We start from the raw sequence: 21431 nt of genomic DNA, 5'->3' as shown, positions 1-21431 counted from the left end.
AAACCTCACTTTGCAATACAGTGCCTTCATCATACCATATCCCGCCTATACCGTAACATTCCCTAACAAAATCCTAAACTTTTCGCAATCTCAACATAAGAATCTCCAATCCATTTTAAGCACATTTCCCTTTCGAATGAAGGAATACTTGCACTCACTTCATCGAAGCAACACAACAGTCTAAGAGGCAAATAAAAAAGCTACGCGTTTTCGGATAACATAGTAGCCATTATAGCGATCAGTAATCGATGCGAATTACGGATGGTTGGAAATTCATTTCCTACCATCCGTTTGAGGCTCGATAGGATTGAGACCTTGGCTCAATCCGGTACAGCTATTATGGCTAACGCTTCTCATTTCGAATGAAGGAATATTTGTTCTAACTTTATTGAAGCAACACAACAACTTAATCGCTGATAAAACAGAAAACTCCTCAGAGGTTATAGAAAGCATTATAGGGAATCATAACCAATGTGAATTACAGTCTCTAGAAATTCATTTCGTAGAGACTGTTTGAAGCTTGGTAGGTTTGAGACCTAAGACTCAAACCGGTATCCTATAATGCTTTTCTATAACAAACTCTGAGGAGTTTGAAGTGTCTATATATTATTTCACCACAGTCTTAAAGTTGTTGTTGACTGTTGCTTCGATGACTGGATGTTTGCGCAAGTATTCCGCAATGAGCTCCGTCATATCAATCTGCACCTCACGCACAATCTTCTCTGGCTTAAACATACTATAGTTTCCGCCACCAACTGCACGATATTGGTTTGTCACTACTTCTAATTCATCCGTATCTTGAACAGGTTTGCCATGATACTCTAAGCGAGTCACACGGTCGCCGAATGGTCTAGTGAAGTCTAATGTGTACTCGATTCCTTCATACATATCGTAGTTGTAGAATTGAGGTTTTGGTTCCACATATTTAGGATTGAAGACCGCTTCTCCGTTTTCGACGATGAAATAAGTCGCCACACGCTCAAGAGCCGCTTTCAAGTCCGCACCGCTCACTTTTAGAACGGCTAATGTATTTGGATAAATGTAGTTTGTAATCACATCACGCATACGGATTTCTGAGTTGAATCCACGTCCGTCATTGTTGAATAACGCAGTTCCTGAGATGTCTGCACCGCTGGCTTCCATTTGAACCTTATTGATAAATTCAATATATGGATGCTCGCTTAAACGCGCTGCATGTGGATCTTTAATGGTCATATCTCCAACAACTTTTCCTACTGGAGTATCTAACCAATCTTCCACTTCCGCTTGTAAGTCGCTAAACATTTCTAATACAGCTGGGTCTGCTGGAACATCTTCTGTTGGGTGAAGTTTTGCTTCGCTTGAAACAACTGTATACTTCCCGTCTACTTTTTCTACTTCTAAGCTGATTTCACCGACATATGCTCCGCGGTATCCTGGTTGAATGACTGGCACGCCATTCACTTTTTGTGCAATCACACGGTGTTGGTGTCCTGTCACTAACGCATCGATTCCTTCTACTTGCGTCGCAATCGCATACCCTTCGTTTTCTCCTGTTAACAGTTCCGTTGGGTCCCCGCATGAAAGGTCGCACTCGAATCCTCCGTGGTAAGTTACCACGACAACATCCGCCACTTTACGCATTTCTGGAACGTATTTCTTCGCTGTTTCCAATGCGCTCACGAATACTAAATCTTTCACCGTAGCAGGTTGTTCCCAATTTGGAATATAAGGCGTTGTAATCCCTAAAACTGCGATTTTCACGCCGTCTTTCTCGAACACTTTGTAAGGTTCGCCAAACGCTGGCTTTCCATCTTTCGTTAAAATGTTTGAGCAAAGAATTGGGTGGTTGTAAGACGCAATCGCTTCTCTTAAGTAGTCCAACCCATAGTTAAATTCGTGGTTTCCTAAAATTCCTAAGTCATAGTTTAAGTAGTTCAATACTTTTGTTAAATCAGATGCTACTTTTGAATCTTGTTTACGAACATAGTAGCTTAATGGTGACCCTTGAATGAAGTCCCCGTTTTCGATTTGAATCACAGGACCGTTCGCTTCTTCTTTTAAGCGACGAATCACAGTCGCAGCCTTCGCCGTACTGAATCCTAAGTCCATGTTTCTTTCTGTGTAGTTTGTCGGTAACACGTACCCATGCATATCACTAGTTTCAATAATTTTAATTTCCATAATGCGCCTCACTCTCTACAAATTCACACACTATTGTACCATAAAAAAGCCCTATCACAAAGGTTTCTCTGTCTGCAGTATTTCTGCGATTTTATCAAATGTCTTCCCATTTCGAATCGTAATCGTCTTATAAAATGGTTGCTTCAAAATCTTTTTATGGTAAGTCGTTTTTTGATACTCTGCCTCATCGATTTTCGCCCAGAAGACTGCACATTTCCCGATATAGACTCTTTCATTATAAAATGCTGACTCTTCTACAAATCGGATAATCTCACTCACATCTGTTCCCCGTGAGAAAAATAAAATATCTTTTCTAGCAAAATCATCCTTCCACCATTCCGGAAGCCCCGTCATTTCTTCTAAGTATTCCTCTTTTGAAAGTAGCACAAACGGAATCGAGAACTCATAATTCTCTTCTAGCACCTTTTCAACCTTCAAAACGATATTTTCTACACTCTCATCGCTTGCAAAAAATAAGTTCCCGCTATTAATGTACGAATCCACATCGCTAAACCCTTCACCTCTCAGCAATTCCTTCAATTCGCTCATCACAACTTTATTTTTGCCACCAACATTGATGCCCCTTAATAAAAGCACATACCGCATCCGACTCACCTCTCTTGTCGCCCCATTATAGCACACTCTCTATGAAACGCGTTCACCCTATCCCCGCACCGGTCCTTCGTGAATGAGGAACACAATCTAAGGAACGCCTCTCAACTTCCCTCAGCTTGTTGTGTGGAATCCCCCTCAGGAGGCTTTTAGGTGAATACCGAAAACGTCGATTGCGACAGAAACAGCGGTTTTGTTGAAAGATTAGTGAGAATATCCATTGAATGCGAATTAGAGACACTTACGAATCCATTCGTTAGTGTCTCTTTGAGGCTTCAAAGACGAGAGACCCTAGACTCGAGTCGGTGGCTCACTAATATACTTTCAACAATTAAATCCGCATGTTTCCAAAGCAATCCACCACCACACCCCATACACCTAAAAGCCTCCCCCGCATGGGCCTTCCAACACCTACTCACTATACAGCACATACACTCATTCCACACAAAAAGCCTGAGGAAAATTCCCCAGGCTTTCGTTGTGATTGTGTTGTGAATGAACTTATATGTGATTATTGATTCCACGCAGCATCAAATTGTGCTTTAGAATCTGTAACTAATTGATCTACATTTCCATTTTCAGTCTTGAAGATTTTTTCTAAAATCGTACGAACTTCTGAGTATGCAGGATCAGAGTTTTCAACTACAGGAATTGAGAATAAATTCTTAGTAGCATCTGCTAAGATTTTAGGAACTTTAGAACCTGAATTCTTGTATGCATCTTGTTCTAACACTGAAGCAATTGTTGGCATGTAACCAGTTTGTTGTGCCCAGTATAATTGAGATTCAGCTGAAGATAAGAATTTCAAGTATAAGAATGCTGCTGTACGTTGTTCTTCAGTTGTAGAACCTTCGAACATGTAAATATCAGTACCTTGTTGTAGGTCGTATTTTTCAGGACGAACAGCTACTCCGTATTCGAAACCAGCTTCTTTAGCACCTTTAGCTACGAATGATTCACCAGCTGTTGAACCAACATACATAGCTACTTTTTTGTTTTGGAATGGTGCTGATAAGTATTTATCTGAACCAGCAGTACGGAAGTATCCATCACGGATTCCGTCTGCATAGTATTTAACAACTTCTTTTGAAGCGTCACTTGCGAAGTCTAATTCTTTAGTGAAGTCAATGCCTTTGTTCTTCATACCAATTGCATAGTAGTTGTTTAATGAGTCGAAACCAGCACCAACAACTTCGTGGTTAGATTTTTCGTAAATTGTTTTAGCTGCTTCTTTTAATTCATCTAAAGTAGTTGGAACTTTAACACCGTATTGTTTCAATAAATCTGCATTGTAGAATAATACTTCTGTAGATTTGTTGAATGGAATACCGTATTGTACTCCTTTGATTTTAGCACCTTCCATTAATTCTGGACGGATTTCTTCACCTTTCTTGAATCCGATTGTTTCGTTTTCAATATATGGTTTGAAGTCTACCAATGCATCTTGCTCAGCAGCATTGTATAACCAGTTTGGATATGCTTGAGTGATTGTTGGTAAGTCTTTTGGTGAAGTTAAAGTTGCGTTAATTTTTGCTTGTAAATCTTTGTATTGAGATTGGTTTTGTAACTCTACTTTGATATTTGGGTTAGCTTTCATGAAGTCTTCTGTTAATTTTTGAAGAGCTTTTTCCTGCTGACCGTTCATAGCATGCCAGAAAGTGATTGTAGTTTCTGATTTAACCTCTGTTACGATGTCTTTTTTAGTTTCAGCTTGTTGTGAAGAGCCGTTGTTTGATGAGTTAGCTCCACACGCTGTTAACGCCACAACTGATGCTGTTGCTAGTGTCGCTTTTACTAAAGATTTGAATTTCATTTTTCTTCTCCTTTTGTTATATAGTTTTTACAACACAATTTTTTCGCCGCGGTACGGCAATATTCTGTCACCATACGGATTCACCAGAAGTTCTGGTTTTAACGTATGAATTGGAACCAAACATTTAGGCTCAATCATCGCAATAATGCGGTCTAAGTCGTCCGGTTTTGCGTGACCTGAGCAAGATAGGCGTACAAACTCAATGTGTTTTTCCGCCAATAAATCTAGAAACGGTTGATAGTTCGGATCAAAGTCCCCCAAAGGCTGCGCATCGCTGTGGATGTATAAGCTTCCCTCTTGCAAACGTTCGAAATGGTCGACTGCTTGCCATAGGTACTTCGAAGTATCCTCTAACAACGTTTGATATGAAATTTCTAAAGTAGGATCAAGTTCGTCGAGTTTTGGAGCCCCGTCTCTATAGTAGTAATGAGCATCCTTTTGGAATACTTCTTTAAGAAGTGCGGCCATCGTTGCTTCAAGAACAACGGTACGGCTTGTTCCTTCGACGATTTTTTCAAAACGACGCACATTCGCTGGATAGCCATTAAATGTGATTTGTCGATTTGGATTTTCTTGTTCGAGGCGAGCGATATGACGAATCACATCTTCCTCGTTTTCAGGTTTAATTTCGTCTTCAACCTCTTTACGGTCCCCGAAGCTAATCGATACACCTTCCATCATTAAGATGTCCGTATGTTTTGCCTTCTTACAAAACTCAATTGTATCTTCAGCGTTATGCCCGTGAAGTCGTAAGTCCCCTGTATACGTAATATGATGTCCAGGTGTTTTAATGATTAAAGCAGCAGCCCCATACGCATCATGGTCGACACGCACGATTTCTACTTCGATTTCTCCAACTTTAATCACATCGCCTGCATCTAACCCAATCATCTCTCTTGTAAATGTATCGTCTTCAAACGGCGATGGTAGTAAGAATACACCATTGCGGTTGAGCGAATTTACAATCATTTTTGTTTCCTTCAATGTATATAAAGGAATACTTGGGTCTAAATAATTCAACATTCTTGTATGATCCAAATGCGCATGTGAGATAAAGACCGCCGTATTGGCATAGTCTTTATCTTCATCCCCTTCGTATTTGTAAGGGATACGTGCATCGTACATATTTTTTAAATGTGGAATCACTTTATGATCTGTGAGTGTTTGCACCGATTCATCGGGCAATTCTAATTCTGGTAAAAACTCAGTCCCGAAGTCGAAAAAGATATGACTATCTTTATAGGCTACTTCGATGACCGTTCCACCAATCGTTAAAATACCGCTATGAAAGGTAATCGATGTTTTATCCTTTGATACCATTCTTCGCAACCCCTCTAATAATTTCTTTTCTGAATACAAAGTAAATTAACAGAATTGGGATAACCGTTAGAGTTGCTGCGGCCATTTGTAAGTGAACATCACTTCCGGATTCTGTCGTGAAGGCAGAAAGTCCGTTGTTTAATAGACGGAATTCTTTCGTGTTTGTAACCAATAATGGCCATAGGAATGAATTCCAGCTTTGGATGAATGTTAAAATCCCTACTGTTACCAATGCTGGTTTACACATTGGCACTAAAATACGGCGGATGTATTCTAAATCACTCGCACCATCAATTTTAGCGGCTTTGTAGAATGTACTTGGGATTCCTTTTAAGTATCCGTTCAAGTAGTAAATATAGAAGATACTTGTTAAGAACGGAATGATTAACGCTAGATAAGTGTTTAATAACCCTAATTGAGCGATTGTTTGGTAGTTTGTAAAGATGATTGATTCGTAAGGAACCATTAATAGAGAAACTAAAATCATCATTACGATGTTTTTCCCTTTGAACTGTAAGCTTGTTACGGCAAAGGCTGCTAGTAATGAAGTAATTACTGTTGCCACTGTTGTAAATAGAGACACGAATAAAGTGTTTCCGAAGTAACGTAGGAATGGCGCACGGCTAAATACTTCTAAGTAGTTACTAAATTTGAATTCGCTTGGGATGAATGACGGTGGAATACTTGTCGCTTCTGCGTATGTCATTAACCCGGTCAACACCATGTAAATGAATGGGAATACTGTAATCAACGCTAAGAAAATTAAAAGCGTGATTGAAAATACGTTAAAAACTTTTTTCATCTTCTTATCCCTCCGCCTTTCTCAAGAATTTGTTTTGGAGGAATGTTGCAAAAAGAATGATTGCAAACAAGATTACAGTTGCTGCCATGGCAACCCCTGGTCTTCCTGCCACATGGAACTTGTCGTAAATATAGTACACAGCTGTTATTGCTGAGTTTGCTGGACCAGCAGTTCCGCCAAATAATGCGTACACTTGTGTATACACTTTGAATGCCCCGATTAAGTTAACCGTTGAAAGGAAGGCAATTGTTGGAACTAATTGCGGGAATGTAATACGCCAGAAGATTTCACGGTCTGTCGCACCAAACATTTTCGCAATCTTGAAGTGCTCAGGATCAATATTACGTAATCCTGCTAAGAGGATAATGATATTGAACGCTAAACTTGTCCAAACCCCGAAGATAATCAGTGTTGGCATACTCATGTTTACGTTATCCAACCAGTTCACGGCTGGAATACCAATCAAGCCAAGGAAGAAGTTGATAATTCCGTAGTCCCCATTAAAGAAGTAACGGAACACAATCCCGATAGCGATTGTACTTGTAACGTAAGGCATGAAGAAGATTGTTTCGAAGAAGCTTTTACGTTTAATCTTCTCGAAAATAATCCATGCAATGATGACTGAGATTAATAACGCTACTGGCACTACTGCGAATGCATACAGTGCTGTGTTGAGTAACGCTTTATGGAATACAGGGTCCGCAATTACTTTTTGGTAGTTGTCTAAACCAGTGTATTGTAATTTTAATAGTGACCCTTTTTGGAAACTCATCCAGAACGAACGAAGTAATGGATAAATGTTAAAGAGAAGAATCACTCCTAAAGATGGGAGAAGGAATAACCAAGCTTTAGGTTGGTTCTCTGGATTATATTTTCTCATTAGTAAACACGCGCTCCATCTTTATCGAATAAGAAGATTTTGTGTTTTAGTAATTGGAATGAAAGTGTGTCTCCTTCTTCAATCTTATGTTCCACACTTACAATTGATTTCAAGAATTGTTCGCCTAATGGGAAGTGAAGAATACGTTCACGTCCAATTAATTCTACGCCGCTAATAGTTGTTGAGAATAGCCCTTGTTCACCTTCAGATACTGGAACTACGTCTTCTGGACGCATTCCTAAGTAGTAGTGACCATCTGCTAATTCTTGGCGTTTGCGGTCTTGTGATAATTCAGAAGTTGGTAAGTTGAATGATGGGTGAGTAATCACGCCGTCTTTAATTTCCACTTCTGTAATGTTGATGATTGGGTTACCGATGAACTTCGCAACGAATAAGTTACTTGGTTCTAGGTATAAGTTTTGTGGGTCATCATGTTGTTGAATGTACCCTTCGTTTAAAAGAATGATTTTATCTGAGATTGATAAAGCTTCTTCTTGGTCGTGCGTTACGAAGATTGTTGTGATTCCTACTTCTTTTACAAGACGACGGATTTCTTCACGGATTTTCAAACGTAAACGAGCGTCCAAGTTACTTAATGGTTCATCAAGTAGAAGTACTTCAGGTTTTTGAACAAGCGCACGAGTGATGGCCACACGTTGTTGTTGCCCCCCTGATAAAGTACCAGGTTTTTTACCTGCTAGCTCTTCAATGTTTGTTAATTGCATATATTCTTCTGCAATCTTTTGAGCTTCTTCTTTAGAGATTTTGTTTTTACCAACTGTCAGTGGGAACATGATGTTCTCTAACACTGTCATATGCGGATATAACGCATAGTTTTGGAATACAAATCCGATGTTACGGTCTTTAGGTTCTGTCGTAACAACTGATGATCCTTTAAATTGGATGTCTCCTCCTGTTGGTGTTAATAATCCTGCGATTAAATTTAAAATTGTTGATTTCCCACAACCACTAGGTCCTAGTAAACATACTAAGTCTCCTTGTTCAATTGAGAAATTTACTGACTTTAATGCTTCAAAGCCGTTATCGAATACTTTGTTTAAGTCAATAACATCGATCATGACGAATCCTCCAGTTTTTCTTTTACTTCAATACATTCTATTCTACCATGTTTTTTAGAAACTGAAAACTGAAAAAGTAAAATTTATGAAAGCTTTTTATTGTGGACAGTTATCCCGTTTTTGAGCACAAAAAAAGGACGAGAAAACCTCGCCCTTTTTACGATTTTTATAACGTGCACAAACCCCTTTAGAGTGCGGTTTTGCATCTTAAAACTTCACGGTTTGTGAACAAAATCTATTAACGTTTAATAATTTTATAGTAACTACGTGAAGTGATTTGGTACACGATGAGATACACTACAACGAAGATGGCACCAATCACAATTGTCGCGTTTAGCGTTACGTTACCATCAACCCCAAAGAGCTGAATAATCTTACGATACATCTTGAAGGCAAATGCGGTATGGATAAACGCAGTGACAAGCGGTAAGAAGAACACAATTAACACTTGACGGTTGATGGATTTCTTGATGGTCTTTTGATTGATACCGAGTTTTTGTAAAATCACAAAGCGGTCACGGTCTTCGTATCCTTCAGAAATTTGTTTGTAGTAAATAACAAGGACTGCTCCGATGAAGAACGCGACGGAAAGAAGTGCCCCAACAAAGAGTAAACTTCCCATAAATCCGTAGATGTCTTTAGCCGCGTCCTCTCTACTTCCAACCGTAATGAAATCATCATCTTTTGCTTCAAGCACGTTAGAGTAGGCCTCAAACTCTTCTGTTTTTGCTTCAGTATCCGTCGATGTATTCCACAATGCGTAATAGAATCCACGGCCAAGTTTACCGTCGATCATCTTTGACGGATCCTTTACAACGGCTACATAAATGTTATCTGCAACGTATGGCAATTGTGGCAATTTTTCTTTAAAGCCGCCAGTGTCAATCATCTCTTTGACTTGAAGTGTCAATTGTCCGTTCACGCGGATAGCCGAAACATTTTTATCGTCACCTTTGACTAGTCCAAGAATGGCTTCATTGTCACTAGGGTGAAAATTCGTCCCAAAGATACGATTGTAATCATCCGCAGAGAGGAAAGTAATGAACGCAGCTGGGCTATCTCCTGGATAGACTCCCTCGATGTCCACTCCGCCCTCCATACTTTTTGCAGCACGAAGCACGCTGAGGTAATTCATTTCATTGGTTACAGTGCCTTTCGATTGCGCCTTAATCTTACTAATTTGTTCCGAAAGTTGAGGAATCGTAGAGGTGTCTTCGACGAATGCCGTTGCCGAATAATCTGTTGGATAGCTTTTCTTTAATAAATCGGCTGTCCCTGTTTGCAATGCGACCGTTGTGGCTAATGTAACAAGCACCATCGTTGATAAAATACAAATACTTGCAAGGCCCGCCGCATTTTTACGCATACGGAATTTTAAATTGGAAATCGAAATAAAATTCGTTGGTTGGTAAAAGAGACGTTTGTTCTTTTGTAAAAGCGAAAGAAGAGCAATCGACCCTGCGTCAAATAAAATATACGTTGCTAAAACAACTAATAGGACCGCTACGAAGAAGGAATATAGCGCTGCAACAGGTGCTTCAATCGTTTGCGACATATAATACGCGCCCCCAAGAAGCCCTGCACCAATGAGTGCGCGAAGAAAGATAAAGCGTCCCTTCGTTTCTCCTTTTTTCTTCTCAGAAAGCATTTCTAACGGACGGCTCATGTACATCTTTGTTGCATTTAAGAAGAAGACAACCCCGAAAATAAACGCCATCGAAATCAGTACAAAACCGACGCTACCGAGTTGCATTGAATACTCGATGCCGATTGGAATTCGAATAAGCTTCAATAAAACGGCAAACGAGAAGCGATGGAACACGATTCCAAGCACAACCCCTAGCCCCACGCTGACCACTGAGAATAGAAGCAATTCAATGAAACTTAACAATTGAATGTTTTTTCGGTCGAGCCCAAGGATGCTATATAGACCGTATTCTTTTAATCGATTTTTCGTCACGAAGGCATTCGCGTAAAGAATCGTTAAGAGAGCTACGAGCTGAACCACGATGACTCCAAAACCCAATGTTTGTGCAATGGCTCCCCCACCGCGAAGAGTGGAAAGCTCAGGCATCGCAGATAAGGCGTGCGTGATATAGAGAATCATCGTTACCATAATGGTTGTCAGTGCATACGGCAAATATAATGAATGATTCTTTTTTAGATTCGATGTTGCCATCGAAAAAATGAGTTTAAACATGGATTTCACCTCTATTTGCCATCGCAGTTAATGTTTCTGAGATCAACTCGAACATTTGTTGATCACTTCTTCCTTCACGGTACAATTGATTATAAATCAAGCCGTCTTTAATGAAAAGAACTCGTTTGGCACGACTGGCAGCAACCGTACTGTGCGTTACCATTAAAATCGTTTGTCCGTTTTGATTAATCTTATCAAATAAATCGAGGGTATTGCTAGCTGATTTGGAGTCAAGCGCCCCTGTTGGTTCATCGGCTAACAGTAGGCTTGGATCTGTGATCATCGCACGGCCAATCGCCACACGTTGTTGTTGCCCGCCTGATAGTTCATACGGATATTTCTTCAGCAAGTCTTTAATCCCTAGCATTTGCGCAATCGGCTCAACCTTTTGCTTCATTTCTGAAATCGGGCGGCGAGCGAGCACGAGCGGCAACACCATATTATCATAGACCGATAAGGTTTCTAATAAGTTGAAGTCTTGGAACACAAACCCTAAGTGGTCGCGGCGGAATTCTGTCAGAACTTTAGCGGAGATATTTTGAATGTTTTCTCCGTTTAAAAAGACAGAACCGGCAGTTGGACGGTCGAGAGTCGCTAAGATATTTAAGAGCGTTGTTTTCCCTGAACCCGATTCCCCCATCACGGCTACGTATTCGCCTTCTTCAACCGAGAAGCTGATGTCTTTGAGCGCCGTCACTTCAGCAGCTCCAAAGCGCGTTTGATATTTCTTTTGTAAATGTTGTACATCTAATAATGTCATTGTTTTCACCCTTTACTTTCATTTGTTGACCTTAGTATAGTCCACTCATAAAGGGAAATCATGACACTATCCTATCATTTTATCCCCGTTTCTTACATTTTTGTCACTTTGAAAAAAAGCACGAAAAAAGAGGCTTCACACGGAAACCTCTTTTGGAGTTGTAGTTGATTAACGTTTAATAATTCTGTAGTAACTACGAGAAGTGATTTGGTACACGATGAGGTATACCACAACGAAAATTGCACCAATCACAATTGTCGCGTTTAATGTCACGCTGCCGTCAACCCCGAAGAGTTCGATAATCTTACGATACATCTTGAAGGCAAATGCGGTATGAATAAACGCTGTGACAAGCGGTAAGAAGAATACAATCAATACTTGACGGTTGATAGACTTTTTGATTGTCTTTTGATCGATACCGAGTTTTTGTAAGATAACGAAACGATCACGGTCTTCGTACCCTTCAGAAATTTGTTTGTAGTAAATGACAAGAACTGCACCAATGAAGAATGCGATAGAAAGAAGCGCCCCGACTAAGAGCAAGCTACCCATGAAGGCATAGAGCGTTTTAGCCTCTTCATTCTTACTGCTTAACGCCATCGCATCTGCCTTGTATTGACTCTTCACATTCTTATACGCAGCCCATTCAGCGTCACGTAACTCAAACGGTGTATTCGTATTCCAAGTAAAGTAATACATCGCTTGACCTGCCACTGGGTTTAAGTATTGCAATGGATCTTTTACAATCCCTACATACTGATTGTCTGCCACATATGGTAGTTGCGGCATCACTTTCGCGTATGGAGTCCCATCAATCATTTCTTTAACGGTAATCGTCGCGTTATACACCACCGAATACGTCTTTACTTCTGAAATTTGTTTAACGTCCCCTTTAATATGGCCGACAATCATTTCCTTCTCGCCAACCGTGTAGTTCGTCCCAAACATCTTATTATATTGGTCCACAGAAACAAGGGTGAACATCGCTGCAGGACTATCTCCTGAGTTCACATTCGCAAAGTCGAATCCATTCTCCGTACGTTTCCCGAAACGAAGCACGTTTAAGAATGTCTTCTCGTCTTTCAATTGACCTTTCGTTTGTTCCTTAATCTTTTGAACGATTGGAGGATATTGATCCATATCCTTTTCTAGAACAAAGTAAGCAACTGCAGAGTAATCTGTTGGATAGTTGCTATCAAGTCTGGCTGTTGTCCCACGTTGAAGCGCTACGGTTGTCGCCATCGTAACAAGTACCATTGTTGAAAGAATACACACGCTGGCAAGTCCGGCAGCATTTTTACGCATACGGAATTGCAAGTTTGAAATCGAAATAAAGTTCGTTGGTTGATAAAACAACTTCTTATTCTTTTGTAAGATGGATAGAAGCGCAATCGAACCCGCGTCGAATAAAATGTAAGTCGCAATTACTACTAATAATACGGCTAAGAAGAAGTATAAAAGAGCTTTAACCGGAGACTCGATGGATTGAGACATATAGTATGCATACCCTAGAAGTCCTAGACCGATAATGGCGCGAACTGTAACGGCGCGGCCTTTCTTCTCCCCTTTTTTCTTCTCTTTTAATAGCTCAAGCGGACGGCTCATGTAAATCTTCGCTGCATTTAAAAAGAACACAAGAACGAAGATGGCCACCATCGTTAACAGAACAGCAATAATACTTCCGAATTGGAAGGAATATTTAATACCGATATCGTATTGAATGAGTTTCAATAGAATCGCAAATGATGCCGCATGGAAAATCACACCAAGGATTAACCCTAGACCAATGCTTAAAGCGGCAAAGACAACTAACTCAATCAAGCTGAGCAATTGGATATTCTTACGGTCAAGACCGAGAATACCGTATAAACCGAATTCTTTCGCACGGTTTTTCATTACGAAGGCATTCGCATACAAAATAACGACGAGTGAGACGACTTGAACGATCACGAACCCAAAGCTAAGTGTTTTGGCCATCGCTGACCCACCTTCTAGATGAGCGAACTCCGGTGTTGCAGCCAGTGCGTTCGTTACATATAGAACTACCGTCACCATCACAGTCGCAAGTGCAAATGGTACATAGAGAGCACGGTTCTTACGTAAGTTCGTAATCGCCATGGAACGCAGTAGATTAAACATGTTCCTCACCTCTGTTTGCCATCGCAGTTAATGTTTCTGAGATTAATTCAAACATTTGTTGGTCCGTTCTTCCTTCACGGTACAATTGGTTGTAAATTAAACCGTCTTTAATGAAAAGAACGCGTTTGGCACGACTTGCGGCAACAGTACTATGCGTTACCATTAAAATCGTTTGTCCGTTTTGATTGATTTTATCGAATAAATCTAATGTATTGCTTGCTGATTTTGAGTCCAACGCCCCTGTTGGTTCATCGGCTAACAGTAAGCTTGGGTCTGTAATCATCGCACGGCCGATTGCCACACGTTGTTGTTGACCTCCAGATAATTCATATGGATATTTCTTCAATAAGTCCTCAATACCTAACATTTCAGCGATTGGTTGAACTTTCTTTTCCATTTCGTCGATTGGACGACGTGCTAACACAAGTGGTAATACCATGTTGTCATACACAGATAATGTTTCTAATAAGTTGAAGTCTTGGAAAACGAACCCTAAGTGGTCACGACGGAATTCCGTTAACACTTTATCAGAAATCTTTTGGATGTCTTCCCCGTTTAGAAGCACAGTACCGTCTGTTGGACGGTCTAGTGTCGCTAAAATATTTAATAGCGTTGTTTTACCAGAACCAGATTCCCCCATGACTGCCACATATTCGCCTTCTTCTACTGAGAAGTTAATGTCTTTTAACGCAGTCACTTCAGCGGCTCCAAAACGTGTTTGATAAACTTTTTGTACGTGTTGTACATCTAATAATGTCATTGTTGTCACCCTTCATTGTTTTATAGATAGCTTCATTATACTGTATAGCGTGAAACTTTTCACTCTATTCTATAATCTTTCCAATCTAGAGATTTTTTTTGCGTAAAAATTAATAAAATTGACAGCACGCCAACCAAACTCAACCAAAACACGAACAAAACAATTTTTAAATCTAGTTTTTCGTTATAAAAATTAAGAATAGCGAACTATAAATAATAAATATACCAAAAAGTATGTTTTTCACATTGACTTTTCACCCAGATACCAGTATCCTGTTTTTATAACATATCGAAACGCAATGAAAAGAAGAGTAAAAAATAAAACTTCATAGAGAGCTTACGGTTGGTGCGAGTAAGCAAGTCGTTATTTTTGAACATGATCTTTGAGCAGCTTGTCCGAAACTTTAAGACAATCCGGGTACTCCCGTTATCAACCATCCGTCTAGACGGAAAAGGTCTTCTCCCCCGAAGACGAACAAAGGTGGTACCACGACTGCAACTCGTCCTTTTAGCAAGCGCTAGAAGTGCGAGCTTTTTTATTTTCGTTTCATCAAAACAACTTAGGAGGAAATCAACATGGCTGAAGTAGAAAGCTTTACACTAGACCATAACAAGGTGATTGCACCTTACGTTCGCTTAATCGCAAACGAACATGGTAAGAAAGGCGACGTCATCTCAAACTTTGACATCCGATTCTTACAACCAAATAAACAAGAAATGCCAACAGGTGTCGTTCATACATTCGAACACCTACTAGCGGACCTCTTACGTGACCGCTTAGAAGGCATCATCGATATCTCTCCATTTGGATGCCGTACTGGTTTCCATTTAATCCTTTGGGAAGAACGTTCTCCTGAAGATATCGCACGCGCATTGAAATCAACACTTGAAGAAATCGTCGAAAAGATTCAATTCGAAGATATTCAAGGCGTCTCTGCCGTACAATGCGGAAACTACCGCGACCACTCATTATTCGGTGCGAAAGAATATGCTAAACAAGTCTTAGAACAAGGCATCAGCATTGACCCATTCGTTCGCAAAGTTATTTAATCAATTGTCATTCAGTAAGAAACATTAGACACCTAGACTGGAGGAACCCCCAATATGAAATTAAAAACTATCGCTAAATCTCTTATCGCCCTTTCTGCTGCATTCGTCTTAGGCGCTTGCGGAAACAACGCTTCAAGTTCACAAAGCTCACAAAGTTCGCAAGCTTCTGAGTCAGGACTTAAAACAGTCAAAATCGCTTCTGTCGGCTCTGACGCAGACATCTGGAGACACATCGCAGAATCAGAACAAGCGAAAAAAGCAGGCCTAAAAATCGAAGTACAAGAAATTAACGGCGGTGTGCCATTAAACGAAAGCGTGGCAGATGGAACTGTGGATGCCAACGCCTTCCAATCAATCGGCTACTTACAAGGATTTAACGAAGCCAACTCAAACAAACTCGTTCCAGTTGGTACTACGTATATTGAACCAATGGGGCTTTACTCTAAAAAGGTAAAATCACTAAACGACCTACCAAACGGTGCGAAAGTGGCAATTCCTGATAACCCATATAACACTACTCGTGCGCTACGCTTATTAGAAAGCGCTGGTTTAATTAAATTACCAAGTGACTTCAAAGATGGCACTGGCACTCCTAGCGACATCGTAGAAAACAAGAAAAACCTTGAATTCCTACTGATTGATGACACTACAAGCGTACGTGTATTAGACGACACTGATTTAATCGCTATCGGAAACACCATCGCCCTTGAAGGTGGTTTAAACGTATTGAAAGACTCCCTTTTCTATGAAAAAGCAGACGCATCTACGATCACAAGCATCAACGTGATTGCCGTGAAAGCAGAAAATGCCGATAAAGAAGAATACAAAAAATTAGTGGACCTCTACCACGACCCAGAAATCCAAAAATACATTTCTGAGAAGTTTGCAGGAACAAAAGTGGAAGTGAAGAAACCTGTTTCTGAAGTGTGGGGTAAATAATTCATGAAGATTGCTATCGTTGCAGCGATGAAAGAAGAGTTGCATCCATTCGAAGAGCATTTCGCACCCGGAAAAGTAGTCTTTGAAAAAGGCCCAATCCGCCTCCTAGAAGTTCACGAGAACTTGTATCTCGTACAATCAGGTATCGGAAAAGCCAACGCTGCTGCCGCTGCTGCATGGTTATGCGACAAAATTCATCCTGACATCATTATTAATACCGGAACAACAGGAAGCTTTAATCCAGACTTCGCATTGGCGGACGTCATCGTCTCTACGAAATTCGCCTATAGCGACGTGGATGCGACTGGCTTCGACTACGCTTGGGGACAAGTCCCTCAGATGCCAGCCGACTATCCTGTAGATGCTTATTTACACGGAAAAATTGTAGAACTTCTGCGCGAAAAAGTGAGTGGATTTAACATCCAAAGCGGCTTTATCGCAACCAGTGACTCGTTTATGAGTTCGGTAGACGCCGTTACTACGATTCGCGAAAAATTACCAGACATCGTTGCTAGCGATATGGAGGCTGCTCCTATTGCACAAGTGGCTAGTTTCTATAACATTCCCGTACTAAACGTGCGTGGTGTGAGCGACCATGTAGGAGGAGATGCCCCTGATACTTTCGAGGAAACGCTCGAAAAAGCATCTCAAAACGCATTCGAAGCAGTGCGTATTATCGTTGAACATTTCCTATAAGTCTCCCTAGATTTACGCAACCGCTAAACACAAAAAGGAGCGCAGGCTAATTGATATGTACCCCCTTTACTGGACAAACCAGTAAAGGGGGTATTTATTATGCGTTACTCATTCGAATTCAAAATGAAATGTGTCGAATTATATCGGAAAGGAACATGAGTAGAAACTCCTGAAAATGTTATGCAAGAGAGTTTTAGAAGAAAAATATTGAATTGGGATAAAATTGAAAAGATTCATGGTCCTAAAGGATTGGAGCGTGTCAAAAAACAAAGAAATTGGACGGTAGAAGAAAAATTGACATTTGTTTTACAGGTTTTAAATGGGAAAGCTCTATCAGAGGTTGCTTTTCCAGCGGGAATAAGTGTCGGATTATTAGGTTCTTGGGTTCACAAGTATAAAACTTATGGATATAATGGTTTAAAGAATAAGAAAAGACGACGACCATTATCTAAGGAGCCTATTATGAATAAAAAAGATGTGCCTGATAACCTTTCAGAATCCGAACGAGAAGAATTAGTTAGATTACGTGAACGAAATGCATATTTAGAAGCTGAAATTGCTGTTATAAAAAAACTGAGAGCCTTGAGAAAAGAACAGGAAGCTGCGCTTCTCAAGGCGAGAAAGCAGCGGTCATCAAAGAATTACGAGAAATAGGATACCAACTAAAACATCTTCTTAAAGCGATGAAAATGGCGAAATCTACTTACTATTTTGAATTGAATAGAGTTGATGCTGTGGCTGAGAAAAATGGTGAGTTATTATCGGAAATCCAAACCATCTTTCATGAAAATAAAGGTAGATATGGCGTTAGAAGAATTTACCAAGAACTTTGTCGTAGAGGCTACGTTGTTAATCATAAAAGAGTTCAACGACTTATGCATATAAATGATTTGTTTGGAAAACGCCCTAAACAAAAATACCATTCTTATCGAGGTAGCGTTGGGAAAGTTGCTGATAATATTATTAACAGAGATTTTACGGCCGATAGGCCACTTCAAAAATGGAGTACAGATGTATCTCAATTCACTTTTTCTTGGGGGAAATGTTTCTTTTCTCCAATTTTGGATATGTCTACTAATGAAATAATCTCCTATGATCTTTCTCTAAGCCCTAACTTAGAACAGATTCAAAGGATGCTAAATAGAGCTTTCAAAAAATTCACTGATGTTAATGGATTGATTCTCCATTCTGATCAAGGTTGGCAATATCAACACGTATTTTATCAAAGGACATTAGAAGAACGAGGTATTATTCAATCAATGTCCCGAAAAGGAAATTGTTATGATAATTGCATTATAGAAACGTTTTTCGCCAGAATGAAGAACGAAATGCTCTATGGTTATGAAAAGGAATATTCTACCTTTAAGAAATTTCAAACAGCAGTTGAAGAATATATAGATTATTACAATAACAAAAGAATACAAGAAAAAACAAAATGGATGTCCCCTGTTCAATACAGGAAAACATCCATGTGTTCAGCTTAATTTAAAAATGTGTCCAGGATTCTGGGTACATATCAACTCGCCTCGCTCCTTTTTGTGTGTTCTTTGTCTTACTGAAAGTTGATGCAAAAAAGAATCAGTTGATTGAAAGAGTGGTAAGGCTCTCGCCGGCGCCCCACTATGACTCTTTCAATAACAAACTGATTCTTTGAGTTGTTCTTTTTATTACTCTACTATTTAACTTTCAAAATATCTTCTTTCGCGTGGATAAGCTCTGTAATCAATTGACAGTAAGGTGTTGGAATACCATATTCCTTCCCTTTTCTAGCCACAAATCCATTCAAGAAGTCCACTTCAGTATAGCGGTGGTTTTGAATTAAATCTTGGTGCATTGAAGGATAGTGTCCGCGAACTTTATTAGAAGCCGTATACACATAATCTTTCATCGCAGCTGGATCAAGATGCACGCCTTCTTTTTCCGCAACGGCAACGAATTCACTGATGATTTGCGTTACGATAGCTTCAGCAGTTGAAGTATCGAATACTTCACCGATGTTTGCATCTAAAATCGCACATGTCGCGTTCATCGTACCGTTCACGCACGCCTTACGCCATGTTGAGAAATGAACGTCTTCGCTGTAGCTTGCGTTCAGGCCTGCTTTGTCCATCACTTCTACTAATTCTTTAGCAATCGCAACACCACTTGGGTCCGCCGCTTGCATTTCTACCGTACCAGTTCCGCCTAGACGCGCTACCCCTGGTTCGATTAGACCTGCAGTCCAAATCGTTACCCCCATAATAATGTTTTTACGAGGAACGTATTTCGCCATTGTGTCTTCGTGTCCTAGACCATTTAAGAGACAAAGCACTTTTGTATCTTCGTGGATAATCGCTTTAATCTTTTCAAGCATTTCGCCTAATTTCATTGATTTTGTAAATGCGATGACCACATCGACTTCTTCTGTTGCTTCTTCTGGACGAATAATTTTGATATCAATCGTATCTGTGTTTTCTCCATCAACGACTTTCAATCCATTCTTTTGGATGGCTTCGATGTGCGCTGGCCATTCGTCGATCAACGTCACCTCTTGCCCAGTTTTTGTTAACATGTACCCGAAACGGCACCCCATTGCTCCTGCACCCGCAATTGCGATTTTCATTTTAACTCCCCTTTTCTATTAAACGGTTAATTTGTAATCTTCTGGTTGAATCCATTTTAACACTTTTTCGAACAAATGAACGAATACGATGTTCAACGCGATTGGCGCAACGACGAAAATAAGCGTCACGATAACGATATTCATTACACTCCATCCACCCTCTGCTAAGTTCAACGCATTGATTGGTCCCACTAATCCGCTGAAACCGAACCCTGCACTTTGAGGGGTTCCTTGGATGTTAAATAAAGCGGCTAACACACCAAGTACGGCAGATGTACACATCATTGGTAATAAGATTTTTGGTTTTGCTAAAACATTCGCCATTGACATTTTTGGTGAACCGATGAAATGCGCAATCGCAGTTCCTTTTGGATTCACTTTCCATCCCGCAATCGCAAGACCGAAACCAGCCGCACAGATTCCAAGGTTTGCTGCCCCTGAACCTACACCGCTAAGACTAATCGCCACGGCAATCCCTACTGTTGTAAACGGAGAAACGATTAACATACAGAAAATAACGGCTAATAATAAACACATGATAACTGGTTGTAATGATAATAGATTTCCGATCCCTTGTCCTAATAATGTTGTTAAAGTTTTGATATATGGTAATGCAAGGCGTCCCGCCCCACCAACGACTACTAATAACACCGTTGGAATCACGATAATAGAGTATGCTTTGGCTTTATTGCCAATCCATAAAATGACTGCTGCTCCTAATGCTGCAGTAAGTCCCATCGTAATGATGTCCCCTGTACCGCTAAAGATAATTCCTTTCACGTCAGGGTTGAAAGTTGCTACACCGCCAGCAAATAAAACGGCTAGTGCAAGTGCTCCTGTTTGAATTGGAGTGAATTTGAAGAATTGGCCGACCATCAATCCGATGATTGCCCCCATTAATGTATTGGCCACTTGTGTTGCTTGGATTATCAATTGGCCTTGTGGGAATACTGGTAATAACGCCTTCACTAATTCACCCAGTAATGCTCCAGGGATAAGTGTAACGACCACGCCTAATGCAAGTGCGTTAAGGACGTTCATCGTGAACTCTTTCCCGCTGTATTTCTTTTGTTCCATAATGCTTCCACCTTTCATAAGATTGGCTTTATTATAGCATACCCAGCAGCTATTATTGTGATATTTTCTTGTAAAATCATATATAAGACCGTAGGTCGTTACATTTTTTCTGCAAAAATAAAGTTAGTATTCATAAAAAAGATTTCGATTACTACGAATCATTACGGATGTTTCCATAATCGCTGTAGTGGGGTACCGGTTCGAGCCTGAAGTCTCTCACCTTCAAAGCCTCAAAGTAGGAGTATGGAATAAATTCCTAACTCCTACTAATTCGCATTTGATACGATTCCCCACCACTGCGATTATAGGATCCGTAAGATTCTTCGTAATTTCTGTGTAGTAAATTTATATTTGCAGAACGCCTACGGTCTTTTATCTTGGTTCTTCTGAAAATATCACTGTGCTGCGAAGTATGCTAAGCCCATCTTATAAAAGCTTCGTTATGGTGGGATGAGTTCCAAGGAGGGTGCGCTTCCTAACCCCTGCTGATTAGGCGGGGTTACACTTCGGAACATTACGTTGGTGAAATTATCATATATG

18 protein-coding genes and 1 other annotated feature are annotated in these 21431 nt (G+C 40.2%); of the genes, 5 read left to right on the top strand and 13 right to left on the bottom strand.

From position 1 onward, the window contains the following. Positions 1–606: 606 nt before the first annotated feature. The 11 genes from O3798_RS07920 to O3798_RS07870 form a co-directional block, all read right to left on the bottom strand. Complete coding sequence (locus O3798_RS07920) at positions 607–2163, bottom strand: bifunctional UDP-sugar hydrolase/5'-nucleotidase (RefSeq protein WP_371464186.1); 1557 nt, start codon at positions 2161–2163, stop codon at positions 607–609. A gap of 54 nt (positions 2164–2217) precedes the next feature. Continuing rightward, entirely contained in the window at positions 2218–2769 is a 552-nt protein-coding gene (locus O3798_RS07915) for a DUF1697 domain-containing protein (protein ID WP_371464185.1), read from the bottom strand. Positions 2770–3286: 517 nt separating this feature from the next. Then, on the bottom strand, positions 3287–4588 hold the full coding sequence (locus O3798_RS07910; protein WP_048711377.1) for an extracellular solute-binding protein: 1302 nt from the start codon (positions 4586–4588) through the stop codon (positions 3287–3289). A gap of 27 nt (positions 4589–4615) precedes the next feature. Then, a complete protein-coding gene (locus O3798_RS07905) occupies positions 4616–5908 on the bottom strand; it encodes an MBL fold metallo-hydrolase (protein ID WP_048711374.1) in 1293 nt (430 codons plus the stop codon). Then, positions 5892–6710, bottom strand: coding sequence for a carbohydrate ABC transporter permease (locus O3798_RS07900; RefSeq protein WP_371445548.1), 819 nt, complete (start codon positions 6708–6710; stop codon positions 5892–5894). The genes O3798_RS07905 and O3798_RS07900 overlap by 17 nt, the downstream gene beginning before the upstream one ends. 4 nt (positions 6711–6714) lie before the next feature. Further along, positions 6715–7590, bottom strand: coding sequence for a carbohydrate ABC transporter permease (locus tag O3798_RS07895; protein WP_259948903.1), 876 nt, complete (start codon positions 7588–7590; stop codon positions 6715–6717). After that, positions 7590–8669, bottom strand: a complete 1080-nt coding sequence (locus O3798_RS07890; RefSeq protein WP_371464184.1) for an ABC transporter ATP-binding protein — start codon at positions 8667–8669, stop codon at positions 7590–7592. Before O3798_RS07890 ends, O3798_RS07895 begins: the two co-directional genes overlap by 1 nt. A gap of 238 nt (positions 8670–8907) precedes the next feature. Continuing rightward, positions 8908–10869, bottom strand: a complete 1962-nt coding sequence (locus tag O3798_RS07885; protein WP_371464183.1) for an ABC transporter permease — start codon at positions 10867–10869, stop codon at positions 8908–8910. Beyond that, a complete protein-coding gene (locus O3798_RS07880) occupies positions 10862–11629 on the bottom strand; it encodes an ABC transporter ATP-binding protein (RefSeq protein WP_048782194.1) in 768 nt (255 codons plus the stop codon). Before O3798_RS07880 ends, O3798_RS07885 begins: the two co-directional genes overlap by 8 nt. Before the next feature lie 168 nt (positions 11630–11797). Next, a complete protein-coding gene (locus O3798_RS07875; RefSeq protein WP_371464182.1) occupies positions 11798–13768 on the bottom strand; it encodes an FtsX-like permease family protein in 1971 nt (656 codons plus the stop codon). Then, complete coding sequence (locus O3798_RS07870) at positions 13761–14528, bottom strand: ABC transporter ATP-binding protein (protein WP_048782198.1); 768 nt, start codon at positions 14526–14528, stop codon at positions 13761–13763. Before O3798_RS07870 ends, O3798_RS07875 begins: the two co-directional genes overlap by 8 nt. A gap of 289 nt (positions 14529–14817) precedes the next feature. Further along, positions 14818–15038 (top strand) — a binding site (T-box leader). A 65-nt stretch (positions 15039–15103) separates the two neighbouring features. Here O3798_RS07870 and O3798_RS07865 point away from each other — a divergent pair. The 5 genes from O3798_RS07865 (at position 15104) to O3798_RS07845 (ending at position 18696) form a co-directional block, all read left to right on the top strand. Continuing rightward, entirely contained in the window at positions 15104–15577 is a 474-nt protein-coding gene (locus tag O3798_RS07865) for an S-ribosylhomocysteine lyase (RefSeq protein ID WP_371445540.1), read from the top strand. 54 nt (positions 15578–15631) lie between these two features. Then, positions 15632–16516: a MetQ/NlpA family ABC transporter substrate-binding protein gene (locus tag O3798_RS07860; RefSeq protein WP_371464181.1), complete on the top strand. Its 885-nt coding sequence runs from the start codon at positions 15632–15634 to the stop codon at positions 16514–16516. Positions 16517–16519: 3 nt separating this feature from the next. Beyond that, complete coding sequence (locus tag O3798_RS07855) at positions 16520–17212, top strand: 5'-methylthioadenosine/adenosylhomocysteine nucleosidase (protein WP_371464180.1); 693 nt, start codon at positions 16520–16522, stop codon at positions 17210–17212. 180 nt (positions 17213–17392) lie between these two features. After that, positions 17393–17866, top strand: coding sequence for a transposase (locus tag O3798_RS07850; RefSeq protein WP_371464179.1), 474 nt, complete (start codon positions 17393–17395; stop codon positions 17864–17866). Continuing rightward, positions 17845–18696, top strand: coding sequence for an IS3 family transposase (locus O3798_RS07845; protein WP_371464194.1), 852 nt, complete (start codon positions 17845–17847; stop codon positions 18694–18696). Before O3798_RS07850 ends, O3798_RS07845 begins: the two co-directional genes overlap by 22 nt. A 191-nt stretch (positions 18697–18887) precedes the next feature. Here the strand turns inward: O3798_RS07845 and O3798_RS07840 are convergent, their stop codons facing one another. Beyond that, positions 18888–19814, bottom strand: a complete 927-nt coding sequence (locus O3798_RS07840) for a 2-dehydropantoate 2-reductase (RefSeq protein ID WP_371445533.1) — start codon at positions 19812–19814, stop codon at positions 18888–18890. A gap of 18 nt (positions 19815–19832) precedes the next feature. Continuing rightward, entirely contained in the window at positions 19833–20891 is a 1059-nt protein-coding gene (locus O3798_RS07835) for a PTS transporter subunit IIC (RefSeq protein WP_371464178.1), read from the bottom strand. Between the last annotated feature and the right edge of the window lie 540 nt (positions 20892–21431).

Source organism: Granulicatella sp. 20925_1_45 (assembly GCF_041433555.1).
GTDB lineage: Bacteria > Bacillota > Bacilli > Lactobacillales > Aerococcaceae > Granulicatella.
Note: the sequence above shows the minus strand (reverse complement) of the source record. Positions and strands in the feature narration are given on the sequence as shown.

What these genes read in the sequence shown, in the direction of transcription:
- O3798_RS07920 (WP_371464186.1), bottom strand. Translation starts at nt 2,163, where the DNA reads ATGGAAATTAAAATTATTGAAACTAGTGATATGCATGGGTACGTGTTA.
- O3798_RS07915 (WP_371464185.1), bottom strand. Translation starts at nt 2,769, where the DNA reads ATGCGGTATGTGCTTTTATTAAGGGGCATCAATGTTGGTGGCAAAAAT.
- O3798_RS07910 (WP_048711377.1), bottom strand. Translation starts at nt 4,588, where the DNA reads ATGAAATTCAAATCTTTAGTAAAAGCGACACTAGCAACAGCATCAGTT.
- O3798_RS07905 (WP_048711374.1), bottom strand. Translation starts at nt 5,908, where the DNA reads ATGGTATCAAAGGATAAAACATCGATTACCTTTCATAGCGGTATTTTA.
- O3798_RS07900 (WP_371445548.1), bottom strand. Translation starts at nt 6,710, where the DNA reads ATGAAAAAAGTTTTTAACGTATTTTCAATCACGCTTTTAATTTTCTTA.
- O3798_RS07895 (WP_259948903.1), bottom strand. Translation starts at nt 7,590, where the DNA reads ATGAGAAAATATAATCCAGAGAACCAACCTAAAGCTTGGTTATTCCTT.
- O3798_RS07890 (WP_371464184.1), bottom strand. Translation starts at nt 8,669, where the DNA reads ATGATCGATGTTATTGACTTAAACAAAGTATTCGATAACGGCTTTGAA.
- O3798_RS07885 (WP_371464183.1), bottom strand. Translation starts at nt 10,869, where the DNA reads ATGTTTAAACTCATTTTTTCGATGGCAACATCGAATCTAAAAAAGAAT.
- O3798_RS07880 (WP_048782194.1), bottom strand. Translation starts at nt 11,629, where the DNA reads ATGACATTATTAGATGTACAACATTTACAAAAGAAATATCAAACGCGC.
- O3798_RS07875 (WP_371464182.1), bottom strand. Translation starts at nt 13,768, where the DNA reads ATGTTTAATCTACTGCGTTCCATGGCGATTACGAACTTACGTAAGAAC.
- O3798_RS07870 (WP_048782198.1), bottom strand. Translation starts at nt 14,528, where the DNA reads ATGACATTATTAGATGTACAACACGTACAAAAAGTTTATCAAACACGT.
- O3798_RS07865 (WP_371445540.1), top strand. Translation starts at nt 15,104, where the DNA reads ATGGCTGAAGTAGAAAGCTTTACACTAGACCATAACAAGGTGATTGCA.
- O3798_RS07860 (WP_371464181.1), top strand. Translation starts at nt 15,632, where the DNA reads ATGAAATTAAAAACTATCGCTAAATCTCTTATCGCCCTTTCTGCTGCA.
- O3798_RS07855 (WP_371464180.1), top strand. Translation starts at nt 16,520, where the DNA reads ATGAAGATTGCTATCGTTGCAGCGATGAAAGAAGAGTTGCATCCATTC.
- O3798_RS07850 (WP_371464179.1), top strand. Translation starts at nt 17,393, where the DNA reads ATGCAAGAGAGTTTTAGAAGAAAAATATTGAATTGGGATAAAATTGAA.
- O3798_RS07840 (WP_371445533.1), bottom strand. Translation starts at nt 19,814, where the DNA reads ATGAAAATCGCAATTGCGGGTGCAGGAGCAATGGGGTGCCGTTTCGGG.
- O3798_RS07835 (WP_371464178.1), bottom strand. Translation starts at nt 20,891, where the DNA reads ATGGAACAAAAGAAATACAGCGGGAAAGAGTTCACGATGAACGTCCTT.